Source organism: Leptolyngbya sp. BC1307 (assembly GCF_002286735.1).
Taxonomy (GTDB): domain Bacteria; phylum Cyanobacteriota; class Cyanobacteriia; order Phormidesmidales; family Phormidesmidaceae; genus Phormidesmis.
The window spans coordinates 1-22,520 of record NZ_NRTA01000015.1 but is presented as its reverse complement, the minus strand read 5'-3'; the positions used below and the strand labels follow the sequence as shown (position 1 = coordinate 22,520).

Genomic DNA, 22,520 nt, shown 5'->3' with positions numbered 1-22,520 from the left:
GCGGTGTCCTCTAATTTAAGAACTCACGCGAAGCCACCTCTAAAACTCGTCGTCGTTGTCCCCCATCGGCGATTCGTTGTCCCGCTTTGATCCCAGTAGGTCTAGCTGCGCCACCCGAATTACTGGGCTAGTTCGCAGTGCGCCCGTGCTGCGGTCCTGCCAGCTGTCGAGTTTGAGAGAGCCGGTTACGCCAATCAAGCTGCCTTTACGCACGTAGTTGGCGGCAATTTCTGCTGTTTTGCCCCAAATTTCCAGGTTGAACCAGTCCGGCTGATCGTTGTTGCGCGATCGCCGGTTAACCGCCAGACCGCACTTTGCCAGCACATTGCCCGATTCAAAATACCGAACCTCAGGATCTCGTCCAACCCGTCCGACCAAAGTGACTACATTCACGCTCATAACAATTCAAATTCCTAAACTTAACTTAGTGTCTGATTCACCTATATTAATTGTCCCCCACCTCTGTACAATTGGGAGCAGCGTAATCCTCATAGGCGCTCACTGGGCAGAAAGCTGAATCCTGCCAGTTTATTCTTGACAGTTTATTCCTGCCAGTTTATTAAATGCGATCGCTGACTGAGAGCGCAGCGCCGATCAAAATTAACTAGACGGCTTGATATGAAACGTAATAAAATTCATTCGAATCGTCAAACGTATAAGTTTTAACCGATATCTCTTAGGAACCCTTAGCCTGTGGCTTTCTTCAATCGCTTATCCCTCTCCCGTGACATGGGTATCGACCTGGGCACAGCCAATACCCTGGTCTACGTTTCCGGTCGGGGAATTGTTTTGCAAGAGCCCTCCGTGGTCGCCATAGATGAAACCGATGGCAAGCCCTTGGCAGTCGGAGAAGAGGCAAAGCGGATGCTAGGCCGTACCCCTGGCAACATTCGAGCCATTCGCCCGCTGAGAGATGGGGTAATTGCCGACTTTGACATCGCTGAAGTGATGCTCAAACACTTCATCCGCCGGGTACACGAAAACAAAGCGCTAGTGTCGCCTCGTGTCGTGATTGGTATTCCCAGCGGGGTCACAGGCGTCGAGCGCCGGGCAGTCATGGACGCGGCACTACAGGCCGGAGCCCGCATGGTTTATCTGATTGACGAACCGGTCGCAGCGGCAATCGGCGCGGGCCTGCCCGTCGATGAGCCGACTGGCAATATGATCGTCGATATTGGCGGCGGGACCACCGAAGTTGCCGTGCTGAGTTTGCAGGGGACTGTCATCAGCGAGTCGGTACGGGTAGCAGGCGATGAACTCACCGACGCGATCAAGCAGTACATGAAAAAGGTGAACAATCTAGAGATTGGCGATCGCACTGCTGAAGAAATCAAAGTCAAAATCAGCTCTGCCTACCCGAGCCCTGATGATGATGAAATTTCGTTAGAAGTGCGCGGCGTCCATATGCTCTCTGGCCTGCCGAGAACCGTCACCGTCAAGAGCCCGGAAATCCGCGAAAGCATGGCCGAGCCGCTATCGGTAATTGTCGAAGCCGTCAAGCGCACGTTAGAAAATACGCCCCCTGAACTCGCCGCTGATATTATTGATCGGGGAATTATGCTGGCGGGCGGTGGCGCTTTGCTCAAGGGCCTTGACACCCTAATTTCACACGAGACCGGAATCGTCGTGCATGTGGCCGCTGACCCGCTTAGCTGTGTGGTCTTAGGGACAGGGCGCGTGCTCGAAAACTTCAGCCAGATGGAGCGAGTATTCAGTGCCAGATCGCGTGATCTGTAGCATTGCGCTCAGTAGGGTGGGCCTGTAGAAAATAGGCGGGGTGGTATCGCCCCTTCTCTCTCAAGAATGCTCGTATGACATCGAATCGACCGGCTCAGCCTGGCTGTTTGAGATGGGCTAACTGGCATACTCGCTTAAGTGCGCTCAGAGATTAGTTGATATATTGGCTTCAATGTTTACTTTAAGACGATGGTGGGAGAAAAACGCCCTCAAAGCCGGACTTATCTGCCTGGCTGTGGGGACTGCTTGGGGTATTCGGCAAACCAACGGCACGTTTATCTACGAAACCTATCAGCTCATAGCGCGGCCTTTTCCAGGTGGGCCTTCCACCGCTAAAAAATTAGAAAACGCCTATGTGCTCGACCTGCAGCAGCGCGTTGTAGAGCTAGAAAACCAAAATCAAAAGCTGCGCGAGCTGATTGATTACGAAAAGGGCAGCGAGCTAGACACGACATCGCTAGCAGCCGTTATTGGGCGTAGCGCCGACCACTGGTGGCAGCAGATTACGCTGAATAAAGGCACCCAAGACGATGTCAAAGTTGGCGATATCGCCACTGGCCCAGGCGGATTAGTCGGGCGAGTGACAACGGTTACCCTACACACTTCCAGGGTGCTGCTGCTGAGCGACCCGACCAGTCAGATTGGGGCAAAGGTGAGCCGCAGCCGCTCGACTGGCTATGTTCGGGGGGGAGCCGGTAGCCAGGCAACCATGCAGTTTTTTGAGAAGATTCCAGACGTTAAGCCCGGCGATGTGATTGTCACTTCCGCTTTTAGCCGCTTGTATCCGCAGGGTATTCCTATTGGGCGAATTGCTTCGATTGATCTAGGGACCAGTCCAGCGCCAGAGGCCGTTATTCAGCTTTCGGTACCGGTCAGCAATCTGGAATGGGTGACAATTCATCCCTACACACCCAAACTAGATGTAGACGCAGCCCCTGCTGAAATTGTCACTGAAGACAATCCCTAAGTATCTTTTTATCTAGATCGCTTTCCTCTAGACCTCTTCTCTAAGTATTTTTTCTGGTCATACCCCCGTTGGCCCTACGCTATGACTTCCTATCGATCCCGGCGCTCAGGGCCTCGCAAGCAGCTGTGGAACTGGGTAGTCACTATCGGCTCAGTGTTTTTCTGTCTGCTGATCTTACCGACCCGTTTGCCGGGTATGGATATCTTGGGCGTTGGGCCAAACTGGCTGCTGATTTGGGTCGTGGTTTGGAGCATTAGCCGCACGCCTTTAGATGGGGCGATCGCTGGCATTACTCTGGGCCTTTTGCAAGATGGCCTGACTGCGCCTTTCCCAACTCACGCGCTAGGGCTCACCATTGCTGGGGTTTTAACAGCTCGCCTGCAGCAGCGTCGATTTTTGCCAGAAGATCTGATTTCAGTCGTGCTAGTGGTCTTTGGTCTAGCTGTCATCACTGAGACCTGTATGGCGCTTCAGCTGACTGCGCAGCATCTATTTGGCGAGCAGACGCATAACAGCCTCGGCTCCATCTGGCAATACCATCAGCGCGTCGCCCTCAGCTCTGCTATTCTCAGCAGCCTTTGGGCACCTGCACTCTACTACCCGCTCAAGCGCTGGTGGGAAAAATACAGACTCAAAGATTGAGCGCGGTCTTATATCTTATGCTGCCTGAGGTATGGCTGCCTTGACAACGCCACGGGCCGCAGTGAGTAAGCAGCTGTAGAGTTCTGTGGGCTCCAGCTGCTGCAAATAGCTAGCGCTGCGCACACCGCAGGCGATCGCTGCTGTCGATAGCCCAGCCGACTGACCGGCTAAAACATCAGCTTCTGTATCACCCACCATCCAGCTGTTTTGAGTGAGGTGGCCCTGGGTCTGCTGCTGAGCGATCGCCTCGGCCAGCAGCTCATACTTTTGCGCCACCCGGTTAGCGTGAGCGGCTCTCACATCGCAAGCACCATAGACCTCATCGACTAAGTGCGTCAAGCCCTGAGCCTGCAAGAACTCCTGAACCTGTCTCGGATGACGCAGCGTGACTAAAACCAGGCGTACGCCAGACTGCCTGAAGTATTTGAGCGCAGCTTGAGCAGTCGGCTGTATCCGATCCCACCGCAGCAGACTAGGATGGTTAACAATCCTTTCTACCTGCTGCATAAAAGGATCAAACAGCGCAGCTGATAGCCCTGACTTCATCGCAATCTCAATATCAGCGATCCGGTTTTGCTTCATCTGCCAGAACTGCGCCTTGCTCAAAGGCTGAAGAGCCGAGCCGAGCCGATGCTGCTGCTCAATAGCCACCAGCCCCATGCGATAGGTCTGGTAGTAGCGCTCTGAGACATCGACAATCGGACCGTCAAAATCGCAGAACACCACTGGCCTAGCAATAGAATGCCTGAGGTTGGAAGGAACGGCACAGAGGAAAGAATTACAGGCAGACATAGTAGTGCAAACGGCAACTTTTACTGCAGAAGCTTAACGCTTCTTTACCTTAACAGGCCATTCATTGAAATAGGGGATTGTTTTTCTGCAATTCAATCAGATTAACTAATGCCAGAGAATATCAGCGCTTACCGGCCAAATCCCTTACCCCGATCAGCCGATTCAAGACAAAAGCAGCTTTCAATCTGTTCGCGCAGGACTTTTTCATCCAAATTTTGGCCAATGAGCACAAGCTGATTCTTCTGAGGACGACCGTTCCACTCTTCATCTTCCAGCGAAAACCGCTTACCGCTCAGATGAAAGACATGGCGTTTCGGGCTTTCATCAAACCACAGGATACCCTTTGCCCTAAAAACTGACGCCGGGAGCTGATTGTCCAAAAAGTTCTGAAACTTACGAATTGCTAGCGGCTGCACCCGATCAAAAGACACTGAGGTGAAGCCATCTATATCCAGGTGAGAATGAGCGCTGTGGTCGTGGTCATGCTCGCAGTGACCATGACCGTGATCGCAGTTAGCGTGCTCGTCGTGGTCACTGTCATGCTCATGGGCTGAGTGATCGTGACCTTCGTGCTGATGGTCCTCGTGCCCATGCGCAGCGTGATCGTGGCCTTCGACGGTATTTGCCGCTTCGCCAAAGTACTTATCTGACTCAAACAGGCCCACACTGAGAATCAGCGGCAGTGGCACTTGGGAGTGATCGGTCCGCAGGATCCGAGCATCTTGCTTGATGTCGCGCAGCTTCACTTCCAGTAGGTCAGCATCGGCCTCATCGACCACATCCATTTTGTTCAGCAAAATGATGTCGCCGTAGGCAATCTGGTTATAGGCCGCCTGAGAGTTAAACAAATCCAGGCTGTAGTTTTCAGCATCGACTACGGTCACAATCGAATCCAGGCGGGTTAGATCACGCAGCTCAGTGCCTAGAAAAGTTAGCGCTACCGGCAGAGGATCGGCCAATCCGGTGGTCTCAACAACCAGATAGTCAATTTTATCTGAACGCTCTAAAACCTTGTATACCGCCTCTAGCAGGTCGTTGTTGATAGTGCAGCAGATGCAGCCGTTGCTCAGCTCCACCATGTTGTCATCGCCAGTGGTGATTAGCAGCTCATTGTCAATCCCTATTTCTCCAAACTCGTTCACCAGCACTGCTGTCTTCAGCCCTTCCTGATTGGTCAGAATATGATTGAGCAGGGTGGTTTTTCCACTGCCCAAAAAGCCGGTGATGATAGTCACAGGCAGGCCATGCTTAGAAGCGTCCATTGCCTGAAGCGCTGACTGATTAGGAGCGGGCGTCGTAGCAGTCATAGAAATCTACTGATGATGGGCAGGTGTGAATGACTTTAGAGTTCAATTATCTCGCATCTGTTAGGAGTTGCGGGTTTAAGTTTACGTCAATTAAAAGAATTCATAGCACAGCGGACTCAAAAAGCAGCCGTAAAAGTTAGCCGGTCAGCCAGGTTTCAACTTACTATGAGAAGGCTCAAGGCGGCTGCTTTGAGCACCCAAATTTTTACCGAATTCTCATGAGCGTAGCCATTTACAACACGCTTTCTCGCCAGAAGGAAGCTTTTGCTCCCCTGTCGCCTAATCAGGTGAAAATGTACTGCTGTGGGGTGACGGTTTATGACTACTGCCATTTGGGTCATGCCCGCTCGTATATCGTGTGGGACACGGTGCGCCGCTACCTTACCTGGCGCGGCTATGAGGTGCGCTACGTACAAAATTTTACCGATATTGACGACAAAATTCTCAATCGCGCTCGCCAGGAAAAATCCTCAATGGAGGCAGTCGCCAAAGCCTACACAGCTGCTTACTTTGAAGATATGGCGCGGCTGAATATTCTAGAGGCCGATGAGTACACCTATGCCACACACACGATTGATGGCATCAAACGGCTAATTTATGAGCTTGAGCAAAAAGGCTATGCCTACTCAGCGCAGGGCGATGTGTATTACTCGGTACGCAAGTTTGAGGGCTATGGCAAGCTGTCAGGCCGCAAGTTAGAGGATATGCAGGCCGGGGCCAGTGGCCGCGTCAGTGAAGATCAGCAGATCAAACATGACCCATTTGACTTTGCGCTGTGGAAAGCCGCGAAACCGGACGAGCCTGCCTGGGAGTCGCCTTGGGGATCGGGGCGTCCGGGCTGGCATATTGAGTGCTCGGCGATGGTGCGCGATCGCCTCGGTGAAACTATCGACATCCACGTAGGCGGGGCCGACCTGCAGTTTCCCCATCACGAAAATGAAATTGCCCAATCCGAAGCCGCCACCGGTCAGCCCCTAGCTACCTACTGGATGCACAATGGCATGGTGAATGTAGGCGGTACCAAGATGTCTAAGTCGCTGGGCAACTTCACCACCATCCGCAGCCTGCTTGATTCACCCGATGGCCCTGATCCAATGGCCGTTCGGATGTTCGTTTTGCAGTCTCAGTATCGGATGCCGCTAGATTTTACGGCAGGGGCGATCGCCTCAGCCAAAAACGGCTGGGCCACCCTGAATGAGGCACTCAACTTTGGGCCTTCATATGGCAGCTCACTCAACTGGGCAGACACAGAGATAGCATTAGATCAAGAGGCGCTACAGCAATTTCAAGCGTCAATGGACGATGACTTTAATACGCCAGGGGCGATCGCCGTCTTATTTGGTCTTGCTAAAGAACTCCAGCGTCAGGGCAATCTCATCGTTCACGAAGGCAGCCCCGACAGTGAATCTTCTCTGCTTCAGCAGCGCTGGTATACCTTGGTGCAGCTAGCCCAAGTCTTAGGGCTGGAAGCTCAAGCAGCTGGGACAGACAGCTCAGATAGCGGCGGCGGTATTAGCGACAGCGATATACAAGCCCTAATAGACGAGCGCGCCGCCGCCAAAAAAGCTAAAAACTATGCCGAATCTGACCGCATCCGAGATCAGCTCAGCGCCCAAGGCATTACGCTGATCGACAAGCCGGGCGGCGTCACCACCTGGCATCGCTAGTTCACAACACCCGACATATGCTGGAATTTATCAACCTTCCTGAGGGCAAGCTGCCGCCGGTTGCCCCTTACTCTCACGCCGTTCGTGCCGGCGATTTTCTGTTTGTAACCGGTCAGCTCGCCGAAGACCCCGACAGCGGGCAAGTGGTCAAAGGCAGCATTGAAGCGCAAACTGAGCGCGTCATGGCCAATTTACAAATGGTCTTAGCCCATGCAGATACCAGCTTTGAAAAAGTCGTGATGTCACGAATTTTTGTGACCGACTTTCGCTACTACGAAGCAGTCAATCAGATCTACGCCAGCTACTTTACAGCAGGCCGCCACCCGGGGCGAACGACCGTTGGCGTCACGGCGCTAGCTGGGTTTGGTGATGTTGAGATCGATCTCATCGTCTACTGCGGCAGTTAGCGCTTATCTACCGATATCTTCCAGGTCTTCCAAATCTTCTAGATCTTCGACTGCCGATAGATCCACACAAAGCTCCTGAAAAGCCTGATTGCGAGTTTTGCGAGAGGTTCGCCGATATTTTTTTGCCGCTAGCCGGGGCTCTTGTACGGCTTTGCCATCTTCTCCCATTCTGGTCTTTTCAGTCGCTTCCGCATCCCGCTGCTGAAAAACCTGATGCTGCTGCATCGTTACTTCCTCTAACAGCGTTAGGTAGTATTCGTATCGCTCCCAATCGCCGCGCACGACACAGCCTGGCTCATCGCGATGCAGACAGTTACTAAACTGACAGGCCGCAACTGCCCGCCGCTGCCGAATCTCTGGGAAGTAATCGCCCAGCGCTTCGGGCGTACTGGCAATATCTGGCTGATTGAACCCGGGCGTATCTGCTAAAAAGCCGCCCATAGGCAGCTCAAATAGCTCCACATGGCGCGTAGTGTGACGACCTCGCCCTAGCCTACCTGAGACCGCGCTCACCCGCAGCCCTTGCTGAGGCACAAGGCGATTAGTCAGGCTAGATTTACCAACGCCTGACGGCCCGGCAACCACCGTAATTTTGTCTTGCAGTTCGGCTATCAAATCAGCCTGTAGCTCAGTGTCTTTGCGAATACTCACCATCAGCGGCTGATAGCCCCAACCGACTAGTCGCTGCTGCCAGTGGCCGGCGATGTCATCTGTGACCAAGTCTCGCTTATTCAGGCACAGCGTAATTGCAAGCCCGGTCGATTCGGCCTTAACCAAAAACCGGCTGAGCTGATGCGCATCGAGGGCCGGTTCTGCGATCGCAAATACCAACAAAATCTGATCCACATTGGCAATCGGTGGTCGATCTAGAGCGGTCTGGCGCGGATAGACGGTCGTAATCGCCCCTCGCATGCCCTGCCAATCAGGTTCTTCTACGGCAACGCGATCGCCCACCATGATCTGCTGATTTAGCTTCTTTAAAAGGCCCCGACGAATGCACAGCAAAGCAGGCTGGCAAGGCAAATCGAGCGATCGCTGCTCAGCCACAGCCGCCAGCGCCAGCGAATCATCTAGCTGCACTGAATAGTAATTAGCCTGAATAGCGGTGACCGTTCCTATCCATAGCCCGTCCGTAGGTAGCGGCTGAGAAAGCTGGTCGCGAGCAGCCAGGCTCATGGGTTTGCCGGTCGGCGTACCCGCACCGCAAAATATTCGCTGCAGTCATTGATCGCCTCAACCCCATAGCCGTCCATCTTCAGGCTATCGGGCACCTGCTCAATCGGCTCTCCTGGGTCCAGCCACACTTCCAGCAGCGAACCTGGGGCCATCTGCTCTAGCTTCAGCTTCGTCCGCACAAAATTTAGCGGACAAGGCGTTCCTCTCAGGTCTAGCTGCTCAATAGACAGCGCACTATCCATTAAACAGTCCCCCCAGGAACCCCTCTTTCCTATTCTTTCCCACAGAGTCCCCGCGAACCTCTGCTAGCTTATTCAGCAGATCTCGTTCATCTGCCTTTAGCCGAGTCGGAATCTCTACTTTCACCGTAATCAGGTGTTTGCCCCTGCTGACTGGATTACCCAGGCGAGGCACCCCGCGACCCTCTAGCGCCAGCACCGTATTGGGCTGAGTTCCCGCCGGAACCTGCATCGCGACTTTACCGTCAACCGTTTCTACATCTAGCTCACAGCCCAAAATCGCCTGCAGATAGCTCACATTCAGGTCAGAAAGGATATTGATACCGTCCCGTTTGAACTTCGCATCCTCATTGACCATTAAATAGACGTAAAGATCTCCAGCCGGGCCGTTCCGCTTACCGGCATCGCCTTCCCCAGAAACCCTCAGCCGAGTGCCGTTTTCAACCCCGGCAGGAACCGTGATTTTGAGCTTTTTCGCCGTCTGCTTTTGACCGCTGCCGCCGCAGGTTTCACAGCGATCTTCCACGACTTCGCCGCTGCCATTGCAGGTCGGGCAGGCCGAAACCTGGTTAAAAATGCCAAAAGGCGTCCGCGTAGCCCGTCTCACCTGACCGGCCCCATTACAGGTAGAGCAGGTACGTGGCCGCGTGCCTGGCTTCGCACCAGAGCCAGAACAGGTCGTACAGGTCTCTAAGTGGCTGATTCTTATTTCTTTTTCGCCGCCAAACACAGCTTCTTTAAAGTCGAGTTTGAGGTTAAGCCTTAGATCATCGCCGCGCATTGGCCCCTGGCGACGCTGCTGCCCGGGCTGCCCCGAGAACCCATTGAAAAAGCTCTCAAAGATATCGGCAAAGCCGCCCATATCCTGAAAATCTTGAAAGCCGCCGCCCGCCGCCGCCGCCGCGCCACCTACGCCAGCTTCGCCAAACCGATCATAGCGGGCCCTCATTTCCGGCTCTGAGAGCACTTCATAAGCCCGGCTGACGCCCTTGAAGGTCTCTTCAGCGCCTTCGTCTTTATTGACATCAGGGTGATACTTACGGGCTAACTTGCGGTAAGCACGCTTAATTTCATCTTGCTCGGCATTGCGCGAGACACCCAGGGTCTCGTAGTAATCACGGGCCATAAAACGTCAATCAGAAAGAGAACTAGCAGGTCACAAATCAACACGCATTGGACCATTGTATAGCAAACCTCCTGATGCATAGGGGGGCTTGTCAACCACTTTATGCTTTCAACTTCCTACTTTCATGACACGGCGTCGCTGACGGCTCATTTCGATAGCCGTCAGCACGGCGATAAGTAGTCTTACAGTCTTACCATTGATGGTCTATCGACCTTTATTCAATGGCTTCATTCAATGGCTTCATTCAATGGCTTCGTAATCAGCCGCAACCGTGCTGTCAATATCAAACTCATCATCGGCGGCGCGACGAGACTTGGTAGCCATAGGGGATACCGGCACAGGTATGGCTGGGGCTGCCTGGCTATTGTTTGCCGCTACCTCGTCAGATTCGACAGTCGCTGAACGAGCAGGCTCGCTGCTCATAGGCGAGTTGCTATCTTCGCCATTAGCGTGACGGTAAAGGCCAGCGCCAATATTAAAGACGGTTTGCTGCAAAGCCTCTAACTTCTGGGCCAGATCAGTTGGCCGAATAGCCTTATCAGCAACTGCTTTCCTAAGTGCCTTGGCTTCAGCTTCAGCTTGGGCTTTTAGCTCTACCGATAGACTGCTGGCGCTATCTCGCAGCGCCGACTCATAGCTGTAAAACAGTGAATCAGCCTGGTTTTGTAGCTCCGCCAAAACTTTTTGGTTTTCATCTTCACCAGCATAGGCTTCGGCTTCTTCCCGCATCTGAGCGATCTCAGCAGAGGTCAAGCTGCCCCGATTGGTGATTTCTATACTTTGTTCGCGATGGGTTCCCCGATCTTTAGCCGATACCTGTAAAATGCCGTCGGCGTTAATTTCAAAAGAAACTTCGATTTGTGGAATGCCTCTAGCAGCGGGGGGAATGCCGGTGAGTTCAAACCGCCCCAGGGTTTTATTATCGCGAGCCATCGCTCTTTCGCCCTGTAGCGCATGGACTTCTACAACCGTCTGGCCATCAGCTGCCGTTGAGAACGTCTGACTCTTGCTGGTGGGGATCGTCGTATTGCGCTCAATAATCTTTGTAAAGACTTCACCTAGCGTTTCGATGCCTAGCGAGAGCGGCGTCACATCGAGCAAAAGCAAGTCTTTGATTTCGCCGCCGAGCACGCCTGCCTGAATAGAGGCTCCGAGGGCGACAGCTTCGTCTGGGTTAACCGAACGATCTGGGGTTTTGCCTTCAAAAAAATTCGTGATGGCCGTCTGCACAGCAGGAATCCGGGTCGAACCGCCGACTAGCAAAATGCGGTCAATATCGGTGACCGTGAGTTCGGCGTCTTTGAGCGCTTGCTTAACCGGATCTAGGGTGTTTTGGATCAGGGTAACCGCTAGCTCTTCAAACTGCGATCGCGTCAGGTCCATTTCCAAATGCTTAGGTCCCGTCTCATCAGCAGCAATAAACGGCAGATTAATCGATGTTTTAGTCATCGTCGAAAGCTCAACTTTGGCCTTCTCAGCCGCCTCCCGAATCCGCTGAAGCGCCATCCGATCGCTGGTAATATCTACCCCTTCTTGCTGCTCAAAGGCTGCTGTCATCCAGGCAACAATGCAATTGTCGAAATCATCTCCTCCCAGATGGTTATTGCCAGAGGTCGCCTTGACTTCAAAGACGCCGTCTCCTAGCTGCAAAATCGAAACGTCAAACGTGCCGCCACCGAGGTCAAATACCAGAATAGTCTGGTCTTGATCCTGCTTGTCCATGCCGTAAGAGAGCGCTGCTGCCGTTGGCTCATTGATAATTCTGAGCACTTCTAAGCCAGCAATTGCACCCGCATCTTTAGTCGCCTGCCGCTGCGCATCGGTAAAATAAGCCGGGACGGTGATCACAGCTTGAGACACCGGTTCACTTAAATAAGCCTCGGCGTCACGCTTCAGCTTTTGCAGCGTCATGGCTGAAATTTCTTGAGGTGTGAAGCTTTTAGTGCGGATGACCACATCGACCGTATCGTCCTTCCCACGAGTGCATTTGTAGGGAACGCGCGACTGCTCAGTTGCAGTATCGTCCCACCGCCGACCGATAAACCGCTTGATACTGTGTACCGTGTTCTCAGCGTTGGTGACGGCCTGCCGTTTAGCCAACTGACCCACTAGCCGCTCGCCGCCTTTAGCAAAACCGACAATGCTAGGCGTGGTGCGGCCACCCTCTGTATTGGGAATCACCACCGGCTTGCCGCCTTCGAGCACAGCTACGCAACTATTTGTCGTTCCCAGGTCGATGCCGATCACTTTTCCCATAGTTCGTTCGGACGATGCTAAATGAAGGACGCTTGCGAGCACGTCAAACTGTCTCCTGACAGCCGCTTGGAGCCGCTGCAGAGAGGCAAAATGCCGTCACCTCAAGTCATTGCGCTACGCCGCGACAGCCTTCATGACTAACTCTAGTCAGCACTGAACCTGGATTTGCGATCGCCAAGTCATAGACCTAGGATGAAGGATCGCTGGGTTCAGCAGAAGGATCTAGCGGCGTGGCCACTTTGACCATGGCATGACGTAAGACACGCTCTCCTAAAACATACCCACGGACGAACTCATCAATAACAGTGCCTTCCGGATGCTGATCGGTCGGCTCACGCATGACCGCCTCATGCAAATTCGGGTCAAACTCTTGCCCCTCCGAGCGCATAGGCGATACGCCTAGCTTCTTAAAGGCATCGACTAGCTGCTTATAAACCCCCTGATAGCTCTTATGAATGGCCATTTCGCCCTCAGTTTGAGGCTTGATTTGCGACCGGGCCCGCTCAAAATTGTCCACCACCTCTAGCATGGCGCTAATGGTATTGCACTTGACTTTGACCTCTAGCTCTTCCCGTTCTTTAGCGGTGCGCTTGCGAAAGTTATCAAAATCGGCAGTCAGCCGGGTAAACTGCCCGGTGCGATCTTCTAGCTGAGCTTTTAGTTCGCTGACCTGACGCTGCAGCTCCTCTTGGGCACTGGCTTCAGCCGCAAACGCATCTTCTGCCGAAATATCCTCCGACTGCTGCCCTGAGGCTTCACCTGTCTGTCCTTGGGCATCTGTCTCAAAGGCTTTATCAAAGTCAATTTCAGTTGAGGCATCCTCCGCGCGAAGCTCCTCAATATTCTCCGGGTCTGGGTTCGTGCCCGGCTGGTTATCGTTTGTATCTGCGTCCATCATTTTGTCAAACTCTCCACTCAAACTCTTCGCTCCCAGCAGCTCAGCGTCAGTGACTGGCATGCGTCCCCTCCCATCTAAAGCACTAAAGCATCAGACTTCAGACAGGTGTGGGCTAGACAAATACTAGCTGAGCCTATTTACCCTGTCTATATTAGGGTCTGAAGCAGCAATTGAGGAGCGGTTTTCCGTAGTGGGTTTTCCTCCCAGCGCGATCGCCTGCCAACGCTACATAGCCACAGCTCAAGCCGAAGACGCTAGCTGCGCAGTTACGAATTGAGGATGAGGCCGGGTATTGGTTTGGGCTTTGTGGGCACACTGGTGTGAGATTTTTTCGCATCGACCATGACAAACTCCTCATCCACGCGAAAGGCCCTCGTCTTACAAAAGAGCTTTTCGCCCTTTAGCAATCAGCTGATTCGAGCAGGCTTTGTAGACGGCAGTCAGATGCAGCAAGCCCTGGTTGAAAGCCGTAAATCAGGCCGCGCGCTCACCGATGTTTTGGAGACGATAGCCGGGCAGCAGCTATCGCCAGAGCTACTGCGTCAGTATAAAAAGCAGCAGCTTTTTGAACTCAAAATTATCTACGGTGTTGAGTCTCTCGACCCCGAAATAGAAAACATATCAGATGCTCAAGTTACCAATTTAATTGGCAATCTCATTCCGGTAGATATCTGCCGTCGTCATCGCTTAATTCCCCTCTCACAAACGGGCGAAGCCGAAGACCAGGCAGTATTGGTAGCGATGGTCGATCCGGAAAATCTAGAGGCGCAAGATGATCTAAACCGCATTCTCAGGCCAAAAGCCATCAAGCTGCGGCGCATGGTGATCACAGTAGATGACTATCAGCGCCTGATGGCCAAGTACCTGGACGAACAAGTTGCCAGAGAAAAAAAGCGCGACCTTGAAAAATCGGTCGATGTCAGAACTGACCTAAACGACCTAGAACTCGATGGCAACAGCCTAGAGGCTGTCGCTGAAGAGGACGCTGACCTCGATGCAGCTTTACAAGATGCGGACGCGGCCCCAGTGATCGCCCTGGTCAACAAGATCTTAGTGAAAGCCCTGCAGGAAGATGTCTCAGATATCCATGTGGAGCCCCAAGAAGAGTCGCTACGCATTCGCTTTCGCAAAGACGGCGTCTTGCAGGAGGCTTTCCCGCCGCTGCCTAAGAAGATCATTCCAGCGGTAACGGCACGCTTCAAAATCATCTCTGAATTAGACATCGCCGAGCGCCGTATGCCCCAAGACGGCAGAATTCGCCGAGTCTTTCAAAATCGCAAGGTCGATTTCCGGGTGAGTACTTTACCCAGTCGCTACGGCGAGAAAGTCGTGCTGCGCATCTTGGATAACTCAGCAACTCAGCTAGGGCTAGACAAACTCATCACCGATAGTGAAACGCTACACATCGTTCAGGAGATGGCCAAAAAGCCGTTTGGCTTGATCCTGGTAACCGGACCGACCGGCTCAGGTAAAACCACCACGCTGTACTCTGTCCTCTCAGAGCGTAACGATCCGGGGGTGAACATCAGTACGGCTGAAGACCCGATTGAATATGCGCTGCCGGGCATCACTCAGGTGCAGGTAATTCGCGAGAAGGGGATGAACTTTGCCTCTATCTTGAGGGCCTTTTTGCGACAAGATCCAGATGTGATCCTGGTGGGTGAAACTCGTGACCCTGAGACGGCAAAAACAGCAATTGAGGCCGCTTTAACAGGGCACCTGGTATTGACGACGCTGCACACTAACGACGCAGCCGGTGCGGTTTCTCGATTAGGAGAGATGGGCGTTGAGTCCTTTCAGGTGTCTAGCTCTTTGATTGGGGTGCTAGCTCAGCGTCTGGTGCGCCGGGTGTGCCCTGAGTGTCGAGTCGAGTACCAGCCGACTTCAGAAGAGCTAGCTCGATTTGGCATGACGGCCTCTGGCGACTTTGAGATGACGCTATATAAGGCCAACCAGGTACCTAGTGACCAAACTGCCCAAATGAGAGAGTCAGGTCAGCTTTGCGGTAAGTGTCAGGGCAACGGCTACAAGGGACGGGTCGGTGTGTATGAAGTTATGCGCGTGACTGAGCGATTGCAGCAGCTGATTTCAGAGGGTGCACCCACTGAGCAAATCAAAGAAGCAGCGGTGGAAGAGGGTATGCATACGCTGCTGGCCTACAGCTTAAATCTAGTTAAGGAGGGCCATACCACCTTAGAAGAGGTAGAGCGAGTAACCTTTACCGACAAAGGGTTAGAAGCTGAGCTAAAGGCTAAGCGCAAAAGCGTACTCTCCTGCACACAGTGCACTGCTGAGCTACATCACGAATGGATGGATTGCCCTTACTGTTTGACACCGCGCTATAAGGACTAGCGGGCGATCGCCGTGTCCCAAAGTCGCTAATCTCACACTGCAAAAGCTTTCACCAGCTTTTTCCTTCAGCAACAGCCAACACGCTCACTCAACAACAACCCAACAACGACTCACTAGAGGAAACATCTCATGGAATTAATGATCGAAGACTTGATGGAAGAAGTCATTGAGCGCGGTGGCTCCGACCTGCACTTATCTACCGGCCTCCCGCCTTATATTCGAGTGAGCGGTCATCTGACGGCTACCGACCACCCAGCGATGTCGGCAGATCAGTGCCAGCGGCTAATCTTTAGCATGTTGAACAACTCGCAGCGAAAAATCTTAGAGCAAACCTGGGAGCTAGATTGCTCTTACGGGGTACGCGGATTAGCTCGATTTAGGGTGAACGTGTATAAAGATCGCGGCACCTATGCGGCTTGTTTGCGAGCGCTAAGCTCTAAAATTCCTAGCATGGATGTGCTGTGCTTACCGCCAATTGTCACCGAACTCTCAGAGAAACCTAGAGGGCTAGTGCTGGTGACTGGCCCTACGGGATCGGGGAAGACAACCACGCTGGCTTCGATGATCAACAACATCAACTTGACCCGGGCAGAGCACATCTTGACGGTAGAAGATCCGATTGAATTTGTGTATGAGCCCATCAAAAGCCTGATTCACCAGCGGCAGGTAGGAGAAGACACCAAAAGTTTCTCCAATGCGTTGAGAGGCGCGCTGCGAGAAGACCCGGACGTTATTCTAGTTGGTGAGATGCGTGACCTAGAAACCATTTCGCTAGCAATTTCGGCAGCAGAGACCGGTCACCTCGTATTTGGCACTTTGCACACCAGCTCAGCGGCGCAGACCGTAGACAGAATTGTAGACGTTTTCCCGCCCAACCAACATCAGCAGATTAGAGTCCAGCTTTCTAACTCACTTGTTGCAGTATTGAGCCAAACTCTAGTCTCTAAAGCTAATCCTAAACCCGGTGAATTTGGCCGAGTGATGGCGCAAGAAATTATGGTGGTGACACCGGGCATCTCGAATATGATCCGCGAGGGTAAAACCGCTCAGATTTACGGCGCAATTCAAACAGGAGGAAGGCTGTCTATGCAAACTTTGGAAATGGCGCTGGCTGACCTCTATAGAAAGAACGTAATTAGTTTCGACTCGGCGATGGCTAAAACTTCTCGCCCTGAAGAACTACAGCGGCTAATTGGCGATAAACCAGGGGCTGCCAAGGCCGGGGCTAAAGCAGGCGCTCGTCAGTAATTTTGCAGTGTTTAGCATAAGTCCGGCAACCAGAATCTTTCTCTGGCTGAGCGTAGTCGAAGCCACAACCAATCGGACTTCTGCTTTGGCAGACGCTATAGCCTTTCGATTGTGAGGCGTGTAACTACTTTGCGCCTTTTAGAACCTTTCAGCCACTCACACTTCAGCCACTAAAAAAGAGAGAAACCCCATGCCTACCTACGTTGCCATTGGCCGGAATAATACTGGTAAAGCTATTCGCCAGAAAGTAGAAGCAGCTTCACCCTCTGATGCGCGTAACCTGATGTCACAGAAGGGGATGCACATTCAAGATATTAAAGAGAGTGTGGGCTTCAGCTTCAGTATGGCTGATATCAAAACCTCAATGACGAGTGTCACCGTCAAGGATAAAGCGGTCTTTTCGCGTCAGTTTGCAGCGCTAGTCTCCTCGGGGGTGGCGCTGGTACGCGGCATTAGCATTTTGGCCGATCAGTGCCCGAACGCCCGGCTCAAGGCCGCCCTAATGGGCATCAACGCCGACGTGCAGCAGGGTACTAGCCTATCTGACTCTATGCGGAAGCATCCTAAGTGCTTTGACAATCTGTACGTGAGTATGGTGCAAGCGGGTGAAGTAGGCGGTGTACTAGATGAAGTATTAAACCGGCTGGCAAAGCTGCTCGAAGACCTCAACCGGTTACAGAACCAGATCAAGTCAGCAATGGCTTACCCAGTGACGGTAGGCTTTTTAGCAACCACCATTTTTATCGGCATGACGGTGTTTTTGCTGCCGATTTTTGCTGATATTTTTGATGATTTGGGCGCACCGCTGCCGCTGTTTACCCAGGCGCTCATGGCTATTAGTAAGATGCTGCGTACCTGGTATCTCAGCTTAGGACTGGTTGCTGTTATCGCCGTACTGGTATTTGTCTATAAGCAGTATTACAAGACGCCTGTGGGTCGGGTGACGATGGATGGCTTTTTCTTGAAAATGCCGCTATTTGGTGACTTAGCACAGAAGTCGGCAACGGCCAGATTTTGCCGTACCTTTGGTTCGCTGTCGCGTTCGGGGGTGCCGATTTTGACAGCGCTGGAAATTGTTCGCGATACGTCGGGCAATCAGGTGATTGCAAATGCTATCAACTCGGCTCAAACAGAGATTCAGTCGGGTGGGATGATCAGCATTGCCTTGCAAGAGCATGGCGTGTTTCCGGTGATGGCGATTCAGATGATCAGCATCGGTGAAGAAACGGGTGAACTCGACCAGATGCTGATGAAGGTAGCAGATTTTTATGAGGACGAAGTAGAGCAGGCGGTGAAGGCACTCACCAGCATTATGGAGCCGATTATGATCGTGGTGCTAGGCGGGATGGTGGGTTCAATTCTGGTGGCGATGTACCTGCCGATGTTCTCAGTGATGGATCACTTGGGCTAGCGTCAGTACTCGTAAGGCTGCGTTTTACTCACGCTGAACGGGTCTAGTCAGATGGAAGGGCTGTTGCTGGCATGGGTTCGCACCCAACACCGGCAACAGCCATTTTTTTGGGTAAGCGGCGACTGCTGAAAATGAAAATTGGCGTCCAACCATTTTCTTCAGTGTGTCAATTGTTTCTCAGGGATTTATCACAATCATGCTAAAAAGTAGCAGTGCATAGGGTTGACGTTTTTTGCCTCAGAGTGATTGCCTAAAAGTGGCTGCATTAAAAAGCACATTCGGTTTTTTGCTCTATGCTTTTTAAGTTGCCAGATCTGGCGACAATTGCTTGTTAGACTTTTGCCTCACCCCTGATGCTTATGATCATGACTCAGCCCTTGGGTCAGAGGTTCGTCATTCAGTGGGCAGCGGCGACGGCGTGGCGCTACTGACTGCCTCGGTTGCTATGCCCGCTCTGTGCCCGCTGTGGCTAAGCATTGGTCAGTGGGTAGTCTTGCGGCGATATGTGACTAAGGCCTGGCAGTGGCTACTGGCAACCGTTGTTGGCGGCTACTTGGCATTTACCGTTTTGTTCTTATTTGCGATGCTGCTAGGGGCCTATCTAGACTCAAGCTACCTGGCAAATAATAATTGGGTGGACGATGTGACTGTCTTGTCGACACTGCTTACTGCGTTTCTATTGGCAGGCGCGATTCGTAGCAGCATTCAATGTCTGACGCTGACTAGACGCACTGCGCCGTATAAGCAGTGGATTTGGACGGGGGCGATCGCTATTGTAGTCAGCTTGATAACGGCTGTGGTTGTAACTCATACGGTATTGCCGCTGGGCCCGGAGCTTTCGGGAGCGATTGAGGCTCTGCCGCTGGGGTGGATGACGGGTTGGGGACTGAGCGGACTGATTGGGGGGTGGATTGAGGGGCGATCGCTTTCGCAGATTTTTTCTTAGCAGGCGTTTCAGCGGCAGATGAGAGCGATCGCCTCCAATACCTGCTTGAGCTTAGTCTGCGCCTGTTCAAACTTTGGCCCTTGCCACTGCGGGATATTATCAACCTCTAACTGATCGTCGGGTAGATAGGTGGGATAACGAATCTCAATCTGTAACGCCTCGACGTTGGGCTGCTGACCGTAGTGCCGGGTAATAAAGCCACCGGTAAAGACTTTGTTTTTGACGACCTGATACGTCTGCTGAGCGAAGCTATCAGCGGCCTGGTCAATCAGAGCGGCTGAGCAGCTTTCGCCATTGGCATTGCCTAGACAAACATCATCGGTAATCAGCCCCATAAAGCTGTGTAGATCTAGCAGGTAGACTTTGCCGAACTGGGCGACTTTTTCGTTGAGCAGGGCTGTTAGCTGATGGTGGTAGGGCTGGTAGAACTGGTCGATGCGCGATCGCACTTCTGATGGAGTAGGCTTCTGCACGTAGATAGGCTGCTTGAACGCTGTCTGCTCTGGCACGACCGCCGACCAAAAAGAGCCGAACAAAGGTGGCTTTAGTGCCCGGTTTAGATCGACGACGTACCGGCTGTAGTTAGCCTGCAAAACGGTGATACCCAAGCTGGGTAAAAAACTATAGAGTTGCTGTAGATGCCAGTCAGAGTTAGGCAGGCGGCGCAGCTGCTCAGGAATGAACTGCCTGGCAATATCCGGGGGTAGCTGTAGGCCGCTGTGAGGCAAATTGGCTACAATTGGCAGCACCTGCCCTGGCGGGGTGAGTAAGGTAAACAAGTCGGTTGGCAAAAGCAGGGGTTCTCATGACTCAGGTATTTCTATCTTACGCCCGCGCTGACGGTGCTAATGCCGCTGCCCGGCTGCGCACCGAATTGAACCGTAGCGGATTTACGGTCTGGCAAGATATTGAAAATATGCAGGGCGGGCAAGCCTGGAAAGAACAGCTAAGGGCAGCTATCAGACAGGTTGACGCGGTGCTAGTGCTGCTTACACCAAGTGCAGCCGATTCCCAGTACGTGGCGTGGGAGTGGGAAATGGCTCAAATGGTTGAGAAACCAGTACTGCCGCTGCGGGTAGCAGAGTCCGCTATTCCAGAAGAGCTGAGCCGTTTGCACTATCACGATCTCACTGCCGAATCTGACTATACGCTGGGGCTGATGTCGCTGGTGCGAGATTTGCATCAGATCGGGTCGGACAAGCCGTCGTCTGTAGAGCTGGGCCAGATGGCAGGTAGGGGCGATCGCCACATCTCTATCGGCGGCAGTGCCCATAATAGTCAGATTGTCGTTGGTGATGGTAACAGCGCCACTCAGACCAATCAACACTATCCTCGATAACAAAGGACACTACCTGCTTTTGAAGTAGTGTCCTCGTGTATGTCTAAGTTGCTTTGCTTAGAGCGTCTTGCCTTGGCCTACGCGCCGACTAGCTCAGGGGCCAAAATGGGGTAGCGCAACGTCGCAGCAGCGTCAGCCTTTTCGGGCACTTCATCGCGGTCTATCACGTATACCTTAGCGTCAGTAAACAGGGCCAAAACAGTGGCCATATTAATTAGGTCTTGACTCTCAACCGTCTTCCCGTCGTAGAGAGTTGCTTTGCGTGCTTTGGCATCAAAACTGCCCCACCGCTGAGCGTCTGTGGCAATGAGAAGTGTGTCTACCTGACCATCGTGAGCAGCCGTTAGGATAGTCTCTAAGTCAGCAGTCGCCTGACTATTGTTTTTCAAGCTGCCGTATTGTTCGACAACGGCTTTGCGACTGGCGGTGAAATATGGTTCTACGGCTTTCAGCGCGTGATCGCGGATTTCTTTGGGGCTGAGCTGGTCGGGCTGAAAGGCGATCGCCTCATCCAACAGATGAGGGTACTTATTGGCCTCTTTGTAAATCGGGAATAGAAAGTCTACACCCATAAACACTAGCGGCACATTCTGCCCGGCCAGTACGTCTTCAACACCGTCACTCACGAGGTGAAAGAACCTGAGAATATCGGAATTCTCGGAATCCTTGCCGCCGCCCTGTCCGTGAAACGTTCTTTGACCACCGCCGCGATTGCTGCTGTGCCCCTGTAAAGACTCTTCTGGGTCGTCATAACGCAGAGCCACCGCCTCACTTAGAGGCGTATCACCCAAATCTACGGCTTGCACACTGTCGCGAGTCGCGTGATATAGCGCTACCTTGTTCTGACTAGCCGCAAGCACATAAAATTGTCCATCATCGGTAACTAGCGGTAGCAACGGCTTCACCTGAAACTGGTCACTCACTACCGTCATCGTTTCTAGCTCCAACGGCACGCGGTAATAGCGCAGCTGTTCTGATGTGATAAACAGGGCCAGACCATTTTCTTGGTGCTGCCAAAAGTCTTGGTCTTCTAACAGAGCAGCGGCAGATTTGAGCAATTGCTGGCTTTTTGTCGAATTAATACCCGCTTGGCCTAAAAGTTCTTCAGCCCGAGTCAGCTGATTTTTTAGACGGATAGGGTCTTGCCGAATCTCTCTGCCTGCTTTGTGAGTCGGTAGGTAAATAGAGACACAAGGCGGCTTTTGGCCAGTTAAAAGCGACTGTAGTTCTGTTCTTGATAGCAGTGTCATAAGGTTCCTCTGAAGAGACAATGGGGCCGTAGGCGAGAGAAGAGTCTACTTGCCGTCGCGGTAGCCTCTAGCGGGGGGATGGGTCGCTTCTACAGCGCGAAAGGGCTCTAGAATGCGATAAGAATGCTCAGCGCCTTGTGGCACTACCCAGGAGACACCCGGCTCTAAAACAATAGTCTTTTTCGCTAGGGTTAGCTCTGCGCGGCCTTCAATAACGTAGCCAACGGTTTCGTAGTCGCAGGTATGAACGGACTTGTCCTCACCATCGCCAGGCTGCTCGTCCCAGAGGCGCAGGGCGATCAGGTCGCCGCTGATCAGTAGCTTTTGACCCAACTTGCCAGTATTGGCTTGGCTGGCGTTGACAGTTACTTTATCGGCTTGCATAGGCTGTGTACTCATAGTTTCCTGGTTAATCGTCGTCTATAGGGGGCTCTCAAATAACGTTCCAGACCTGATACCTATCACCTGGCGGATGAGAGCAACCGCATACGAAAAGCCTCAAAGGGCTCCGCGCTAGTAGGCAAAGCTACCGAATCACGCTGGCTGATTTATTTCGCTATTCATCTATGAGACTACCGCGATCGCCTATCACTCTTCTTCCTTCACAGGAGATAACTCTCTCAATCGGAAGGGAGATAGTGCAGTCTGCTGTCTTAATAACTACAGCAATTCTCATTATGAGGAATGCCTATTCAATCGCCTGGCAGCAGGCTATTGTGGAGTTGTGGCATGAGGCTTACCTCGATGACGCAAGGCAGTT

General features: G+C 52.6%; 21 protein-coding genes. 10 read left to right on the top strand and 11 right to left on the bottom strand.

All coding sequences use genetic code 11. The features are described 5' to 3' along the window. Window positions 1–39: 39 nt before the first annotated feature. Window positions 40–399, bottom strand: coding sequence for a single-stranded DNA-binding protein (locus CKL79_RS10600; protein WP_121969558.1), 360 nt, complete (start codon window positions 397–399; stop codon window positions 40–42). Between the two features lie 330 nt (window positions 400–729). On the opposite strand from CKL79_RS10600, the gene CKL79_RS10595 reads away from it, so the two are divergent. The 3 genes from CKL79_RS10595 to mreD all read left to right on the top strand — a co-directional run bounded on the left by CKL79_RS10595 (window position 730) and on the right by mreD (window position 3,346). Further along, window positions 730–1,737, top strand: a complete 1,008-nt coding sequence (locus tag CKL79_RS10595) for a rod shape-determining protein (RefSeq protein ID WP_121969557.1) — start codon at window positions 730–732, stop codon at window positions 1,735–1,737. Between the two features lie 172 nt (window positions 1,738–1,909). Beyond that, entirely contained in the window at window positions 1,910–2,704 is a 795-nt protein-coding gene (gene mreC, locus CKL79_RS10590; RefSeq protein WP_121969556.1) for a rod shape-determining protein MreC, read from the top strand. 81 nt (window positions 2,705–2,785) lie between these two features. After that, window positions 2,786–3,346, top strand: coding sequence for a rod shape-determining protein MreD (gene mreD / locus CKL79_RS10585; RefSeq protein ID WP_121969555.1), 561 nt, complete (start codon window positions 2,786–2,788; stop codon window positions 3,344–3,346). Between the two features lie 15 nt (window positions 3,347–3,361). Here mreD and CKL79_RS10580 read toward each other — a convergent pair whose 3' ends face one another. Then, entirely contained in the window at window positions 3,362–4,138 is a 777-nt protein-coding gene (locus tag CKL79_RS10580) for an HAD family hydrolase (protein ID WP_121969554.1), read from the bottom strand. A gap of 128 nt (window positions 4,139–4,266) precedes the next feature. Continuing rightward, on the bottom strand, window positions 4,267–5,445 hold the full coding sequence (locus CKL79_RS10575; RefSeq protein WP_121969553.1) for a GTP-binding protein: 1,179 nt from the start codon (window positions 5,443–5,445) through the stop codon (window positions 4,267–4,269). Window positions 5,446–5,663: 218 nt separating this feature from the next. Between CKL79_RS10575 and cysS the strand changes: the two genes are divergently transcribed. Both cysS and CKL79_RS10565 read left to right on the top strand, forming a co-directional pair. Then, window positions 5,664–7,112 (top strand): cysteine--tRNA ligase, encoded by a 1,449-nt coding sequence (gene cysS / locus CKL79_RS10570; protein WP_121969552.1) that lies wholly within the window; start codon window positions 5,664–5,666, stop codon window positions 7,110–7,112. A 17-nt stretch (window positions 7,113–7,129) separates the two neighbouring features. Beyond that, a complete protein-coding gene (locus CKL79_RS10565; protein WP_121969551.1) occupies window positions 7,130–7,519 on the top strand; it encodes a RidA family protein in 390 nt (129 codons plus the stop codon). 3 nt (window positions 7,520–7,522) lie between these two features. Here CKL79_RS10565 and rsgA read toward each other — a convergent pair whose 3' ends face one another. The 5 genes from rsgA to grpE all read right to left on the bottom strand — a co-directional run bounded on the left by rsgA (window position 7,523) and on the right by grpE (window position 13,211). Then, window positions 7,523–8,695: a small ribosomal subunit biogenesis GTPase RsgA gene (gene rsgA, locus CKL79_RS10560; RefSeq protein WP_121969550.1), complete on the bottom strand. Its 1,173-nt coding sequence runs from the start codon at window positions 8,693–8,695 to the stop codon at window positions 7,523–7,525. Continuing rightward, window positions 8,692–8,937 (bottom strand): sulfurtransferase TusA family protein, encoded by a 246-nt coding sequence (locus CKL79_RS10555; RefSeq protein WP_121969549.1) that lies wholly within the window; start codon window positions 8,935–8,937, stop codon window positions 8,692–8,694. Before CKL79_RS10555 ends, rsgA begins: the two co-directional genes overlap by 4 nt. Then, entirely contained in the window at window positions 8,930–10,060 is a 1,131-nt protein-coding gene (gene dnaJ / locus CKL79_RS10550; RefSeq protein WP_121969548.1) for a molecular chaperone DnaJ, read from the bottom strand. Before dnaJ ends, CKL79_RS10555 begins: the two co-directional genes overlap by 8 nt. A 240-nt stretch (window positions 10,061–10,300) precedes the next feature. Further along, window positions 10,301–12,316: a molecular chaperone DnaK gene (gene dnaK, locus CKL79_RS10545; RefSeq protein ID WP_121969547.1), complete on the bottom strand. Its 2,016-nt coding sequence runs from the start codon at window positions 12,314–12,316 to the stop codon at window positions 10,301–10,303. 187 nt (window positions 12,317–12,503) lie between these two features. Next, complete coding sequence (gene grpE / locus CKL79_RS10540; RefSeq protein WP_346427058.1) at window positions 12,504–13,211, bottom strand: nucleotide exchange factor GrpE; 708 nt, start codon at window positions 13,209–13,211, stop codon at window positions 12,504–12,506. A gap of 345 nt (window positions 13,212–13,556) precedes the next feature. Here grpE and CKL79_RS10535 point away from each other — a divergent pair, with 345 nt between their 5' ends. From CKL79_RS10535 to CKL79_RS10520, 4 genes are all read left to right on the top strand, one after another. Continuing rightward, window positions 13,557–15,566 (top strand): GspE/PulE family protein, encoded by a 2,010-nt coding sequence (locus CKL79_RS10535; protein ID WP_121969546.1) that lies wholly within the window; start codon window positions 13,557–13,559, stop codon window positions 15,564–15,566. Between the two features lie 129 nt (window positions 15,567–15,695). Then, window positions 15,696–16,814, top strand: coding sequence for a type IV pilus twitching motility protein PilT (locus CKL79_RS10530; RefSeq protein ID WP_121969545.1), 1,119 nt, complete (start codon window positions 15,696–15,698; stop codon window positions 16,812–16,814). A 190-nt stretch (window positions 16,815–17,004) separates the two neighbouring features. Then, the gene (locus CKL79_RS10525; protein ID WP_121969544.1) at window positions 17,005–18,225 is read left to right on the top strand and encodes a type II secretion system F family protein; all 1,221 of its coding nucleotides are present in this window, start codon (window positions 17,005–17,007) and stop codon (window positions 18,223–18,225) included. A gap of 400 nt (window positions 18,226–18,625) precedes the next feature. Further along, a complete protein-coding gene (locus CKL79_RS10520; protein ID WP_205879053.1) occupies window positions 18,626–19,171 on the top strand; it encodes a hypothetical protein in 546 nt (181 codons plus the stop codon). 8 nt (window positions 19,172–19,179) lie between these two features. Here CKL79_RS10520 and CKL79_RS10515 read toward each other — a convergent pair whose 3' ends face one another. Then, window positions 19,180–19,962 carry an N-formylglutamate amidohydrolase gene (locus CKL79_RS10515; protein WP_121969542.1) on the bottom strand — a complete coding sequence of 261 codons (783 nt, stop codon included), beginning with the start codon at window positions 19,960–19,962 and terminating at the stop codon, window positions 19,180–19,182. A 14-nt stretch (window positions 19,963–19,976) separates the two neighbouring features. On the opposite strand from CKL79_RS10515, the gene CKL79_RS10510 reads away from it, so the two are divergent. Continuing rightward, the gene (locus tag CKL79_RS10510; protein WP_121969541.1) at window positions 19,977–20,510 is read left to right on the top strand and encodes a toll/interleukin-1 receptor domain-containing protein; all 534 of its coding nucleotides are present in this window, start codon (window positions 19,977–19,979) and stop codon (window positions 20,508–20,510) included. A gap of 77 nt (window positions 20,511–20,587) precedes the next feature. Here CKL79_RS10510 and CKL79_RS10505 read toward each other — a convergent pair whose 3' ends face one another. Both CKL79_RS10505 and CKL79_RS10500 read right to left on the bottom strand, forming a co-directional pair. After that, a complete protein-coding gene (locus tag CKL79_RS10505; RefSeq protein ID WP_121969540.1) occupies window positions 20,588–21,760 on the bottom strand; it encodes a hypothetical protein in 1,173 nt (390 codons plus the stop codon). Window positions 21,761–21,805: 45 nt separating this feature from the next. Beyond that, the gene (locus tag CKL79_RS10500) at window positions 21,806–22,159 is read right to left on the bottom strand and encodes a cupin domain-containing protein (protein WP_121969539.1); all 354 of its coding nucleotides are present in this window, start codon (window positions 22,157–22,159) and stop codon (window positions 21,806–21,808) included. Window positions 22,160–22,520 lie beyond the last annotated feature (361 nt).

Coding starts and splice junctions, on each gene's coding strand:
- CKL79_RS10600 (WP_121969558.1), bottom strand. CDS start 399: ATGAGCGTGAATGTAGTCACTTTGGTCGGACGGGTTGGACGAGATCCT.
- CKL79_RS10595 (WP_121969557.1), top strand. CDS start 730: ATGGGTATCGACCTGGGCACAGCCAATACCCTGGTCTACGTTTCCGGT.
- mreC (WP_121969556.1), top strand. CDS start 1,910: ATGTTTACTTTAAGACGATGGTGGGAGAAAAACGCCCTCAAAGCCGGA.
- mreD (WP_121969555.1), top strand. CDS start 2,786: ATGACTTCCTATCGATCCCGGCGCTCAGGGCCTCGCAAGCAGCTGTGG.
- CKL79_RS10580 (WP_121969554.1), bottom strand. CDS start 4,138: ATGTCTGCCTGTAATTCTTTCCTCTGTGCCGTTCCTTCCAACCTCAGG.
- CKL79_RS10575 (WP_121969553.1), bottom strand. CDS start 5,445: ATGACTGCTACGACGCCCGCTCCTAATCAGTCAGCGCTTCAGGCAATG.
- cysS (WP_121969552.1), top strand. CDS start 5,664: ATGAGCGTAGCCATTTACAACACGCTTTCTCGCCAGAAGGAAGCTTTT.
- CKL79_RS10565 (WP_121969551.1), top strand. CDS start 7,130: ATGCTGGAATTTATCAACCTTCCTGAGGGCAAGCTGCCGCCGGTTGCC.
- rsgA (WP_121969550.1), bottom strand. CDS start 8,695: ATGAGCCTGGCTGCTCGCGACCAGCTTTCTCAGCCGCTACCTACGGAC.
- CKL79_RS10555 (WP_121969549.1), bottom strand. CDS start 8,937: ATGGATAGTGCGCTGTCTATTGAGCAGCTAGACCTGAGAGGAACGCCT.
- dnaJ (WP_121969548.1), bottom strand. CDS start 10,060: ATGGCCCGTGATTACTACGAGACCCTGGGTGTCTCGCGCAATGCCGAG.
- dnaK (WP_121969547.1), bottom strand. CDS start 12,316: ATGGGAAAAGTGATCGGCATCGACCTGGGAACGACAAATAGTTGCGTA.
- grpE (WP_346427058.1), bottom strand. CDS start 13,211: ATGGACGCAGATACAAACGATAACCAGCCGGGCACGAACCCAGACCCG.
- CKL79_RS10535 (WP_121969546.1), top strand. CDS start 13,557: ATGACAAACTCCTCATCCACGCGAAAGGCCCTCGTCTTACAAAAGAGC.
- CKL79_RS10530 (WP_121969545.1), top strand. CDS start 15,696: ATGGAATTAATGATCGAAGACTTGATGGAAGAAGTCATTGAGCGCGGT.
- CKL79_RS10525 (WP_121969544.1), top strand. CDS start 17,005: ATGCCTACCTACGTTGCCATTGGCCGGAATAATACTGGTAAAGCTATT.
- CKL79_RS10510 (WP_121969541.1), top strand. CDS start 19,977: ATGACTCAGGTATTTCTATCTTACGCCCGCGCTGACGGTGCTAATGCC.
- CKL79_RS10505 (WP_121969540.1), bottom strand. CDS start 21,760: ATGACACTGCTATCAAGAACAGAACTACAGTCGCTTTTAACTGGCCAA.
- CKL79_RS10500 (WP_121969539.1), bottom strand. CDS start 22,159: ATGAGTACACAGCCTATGCAAGCCGATAAAGTAACTGTCAACGCCAGC.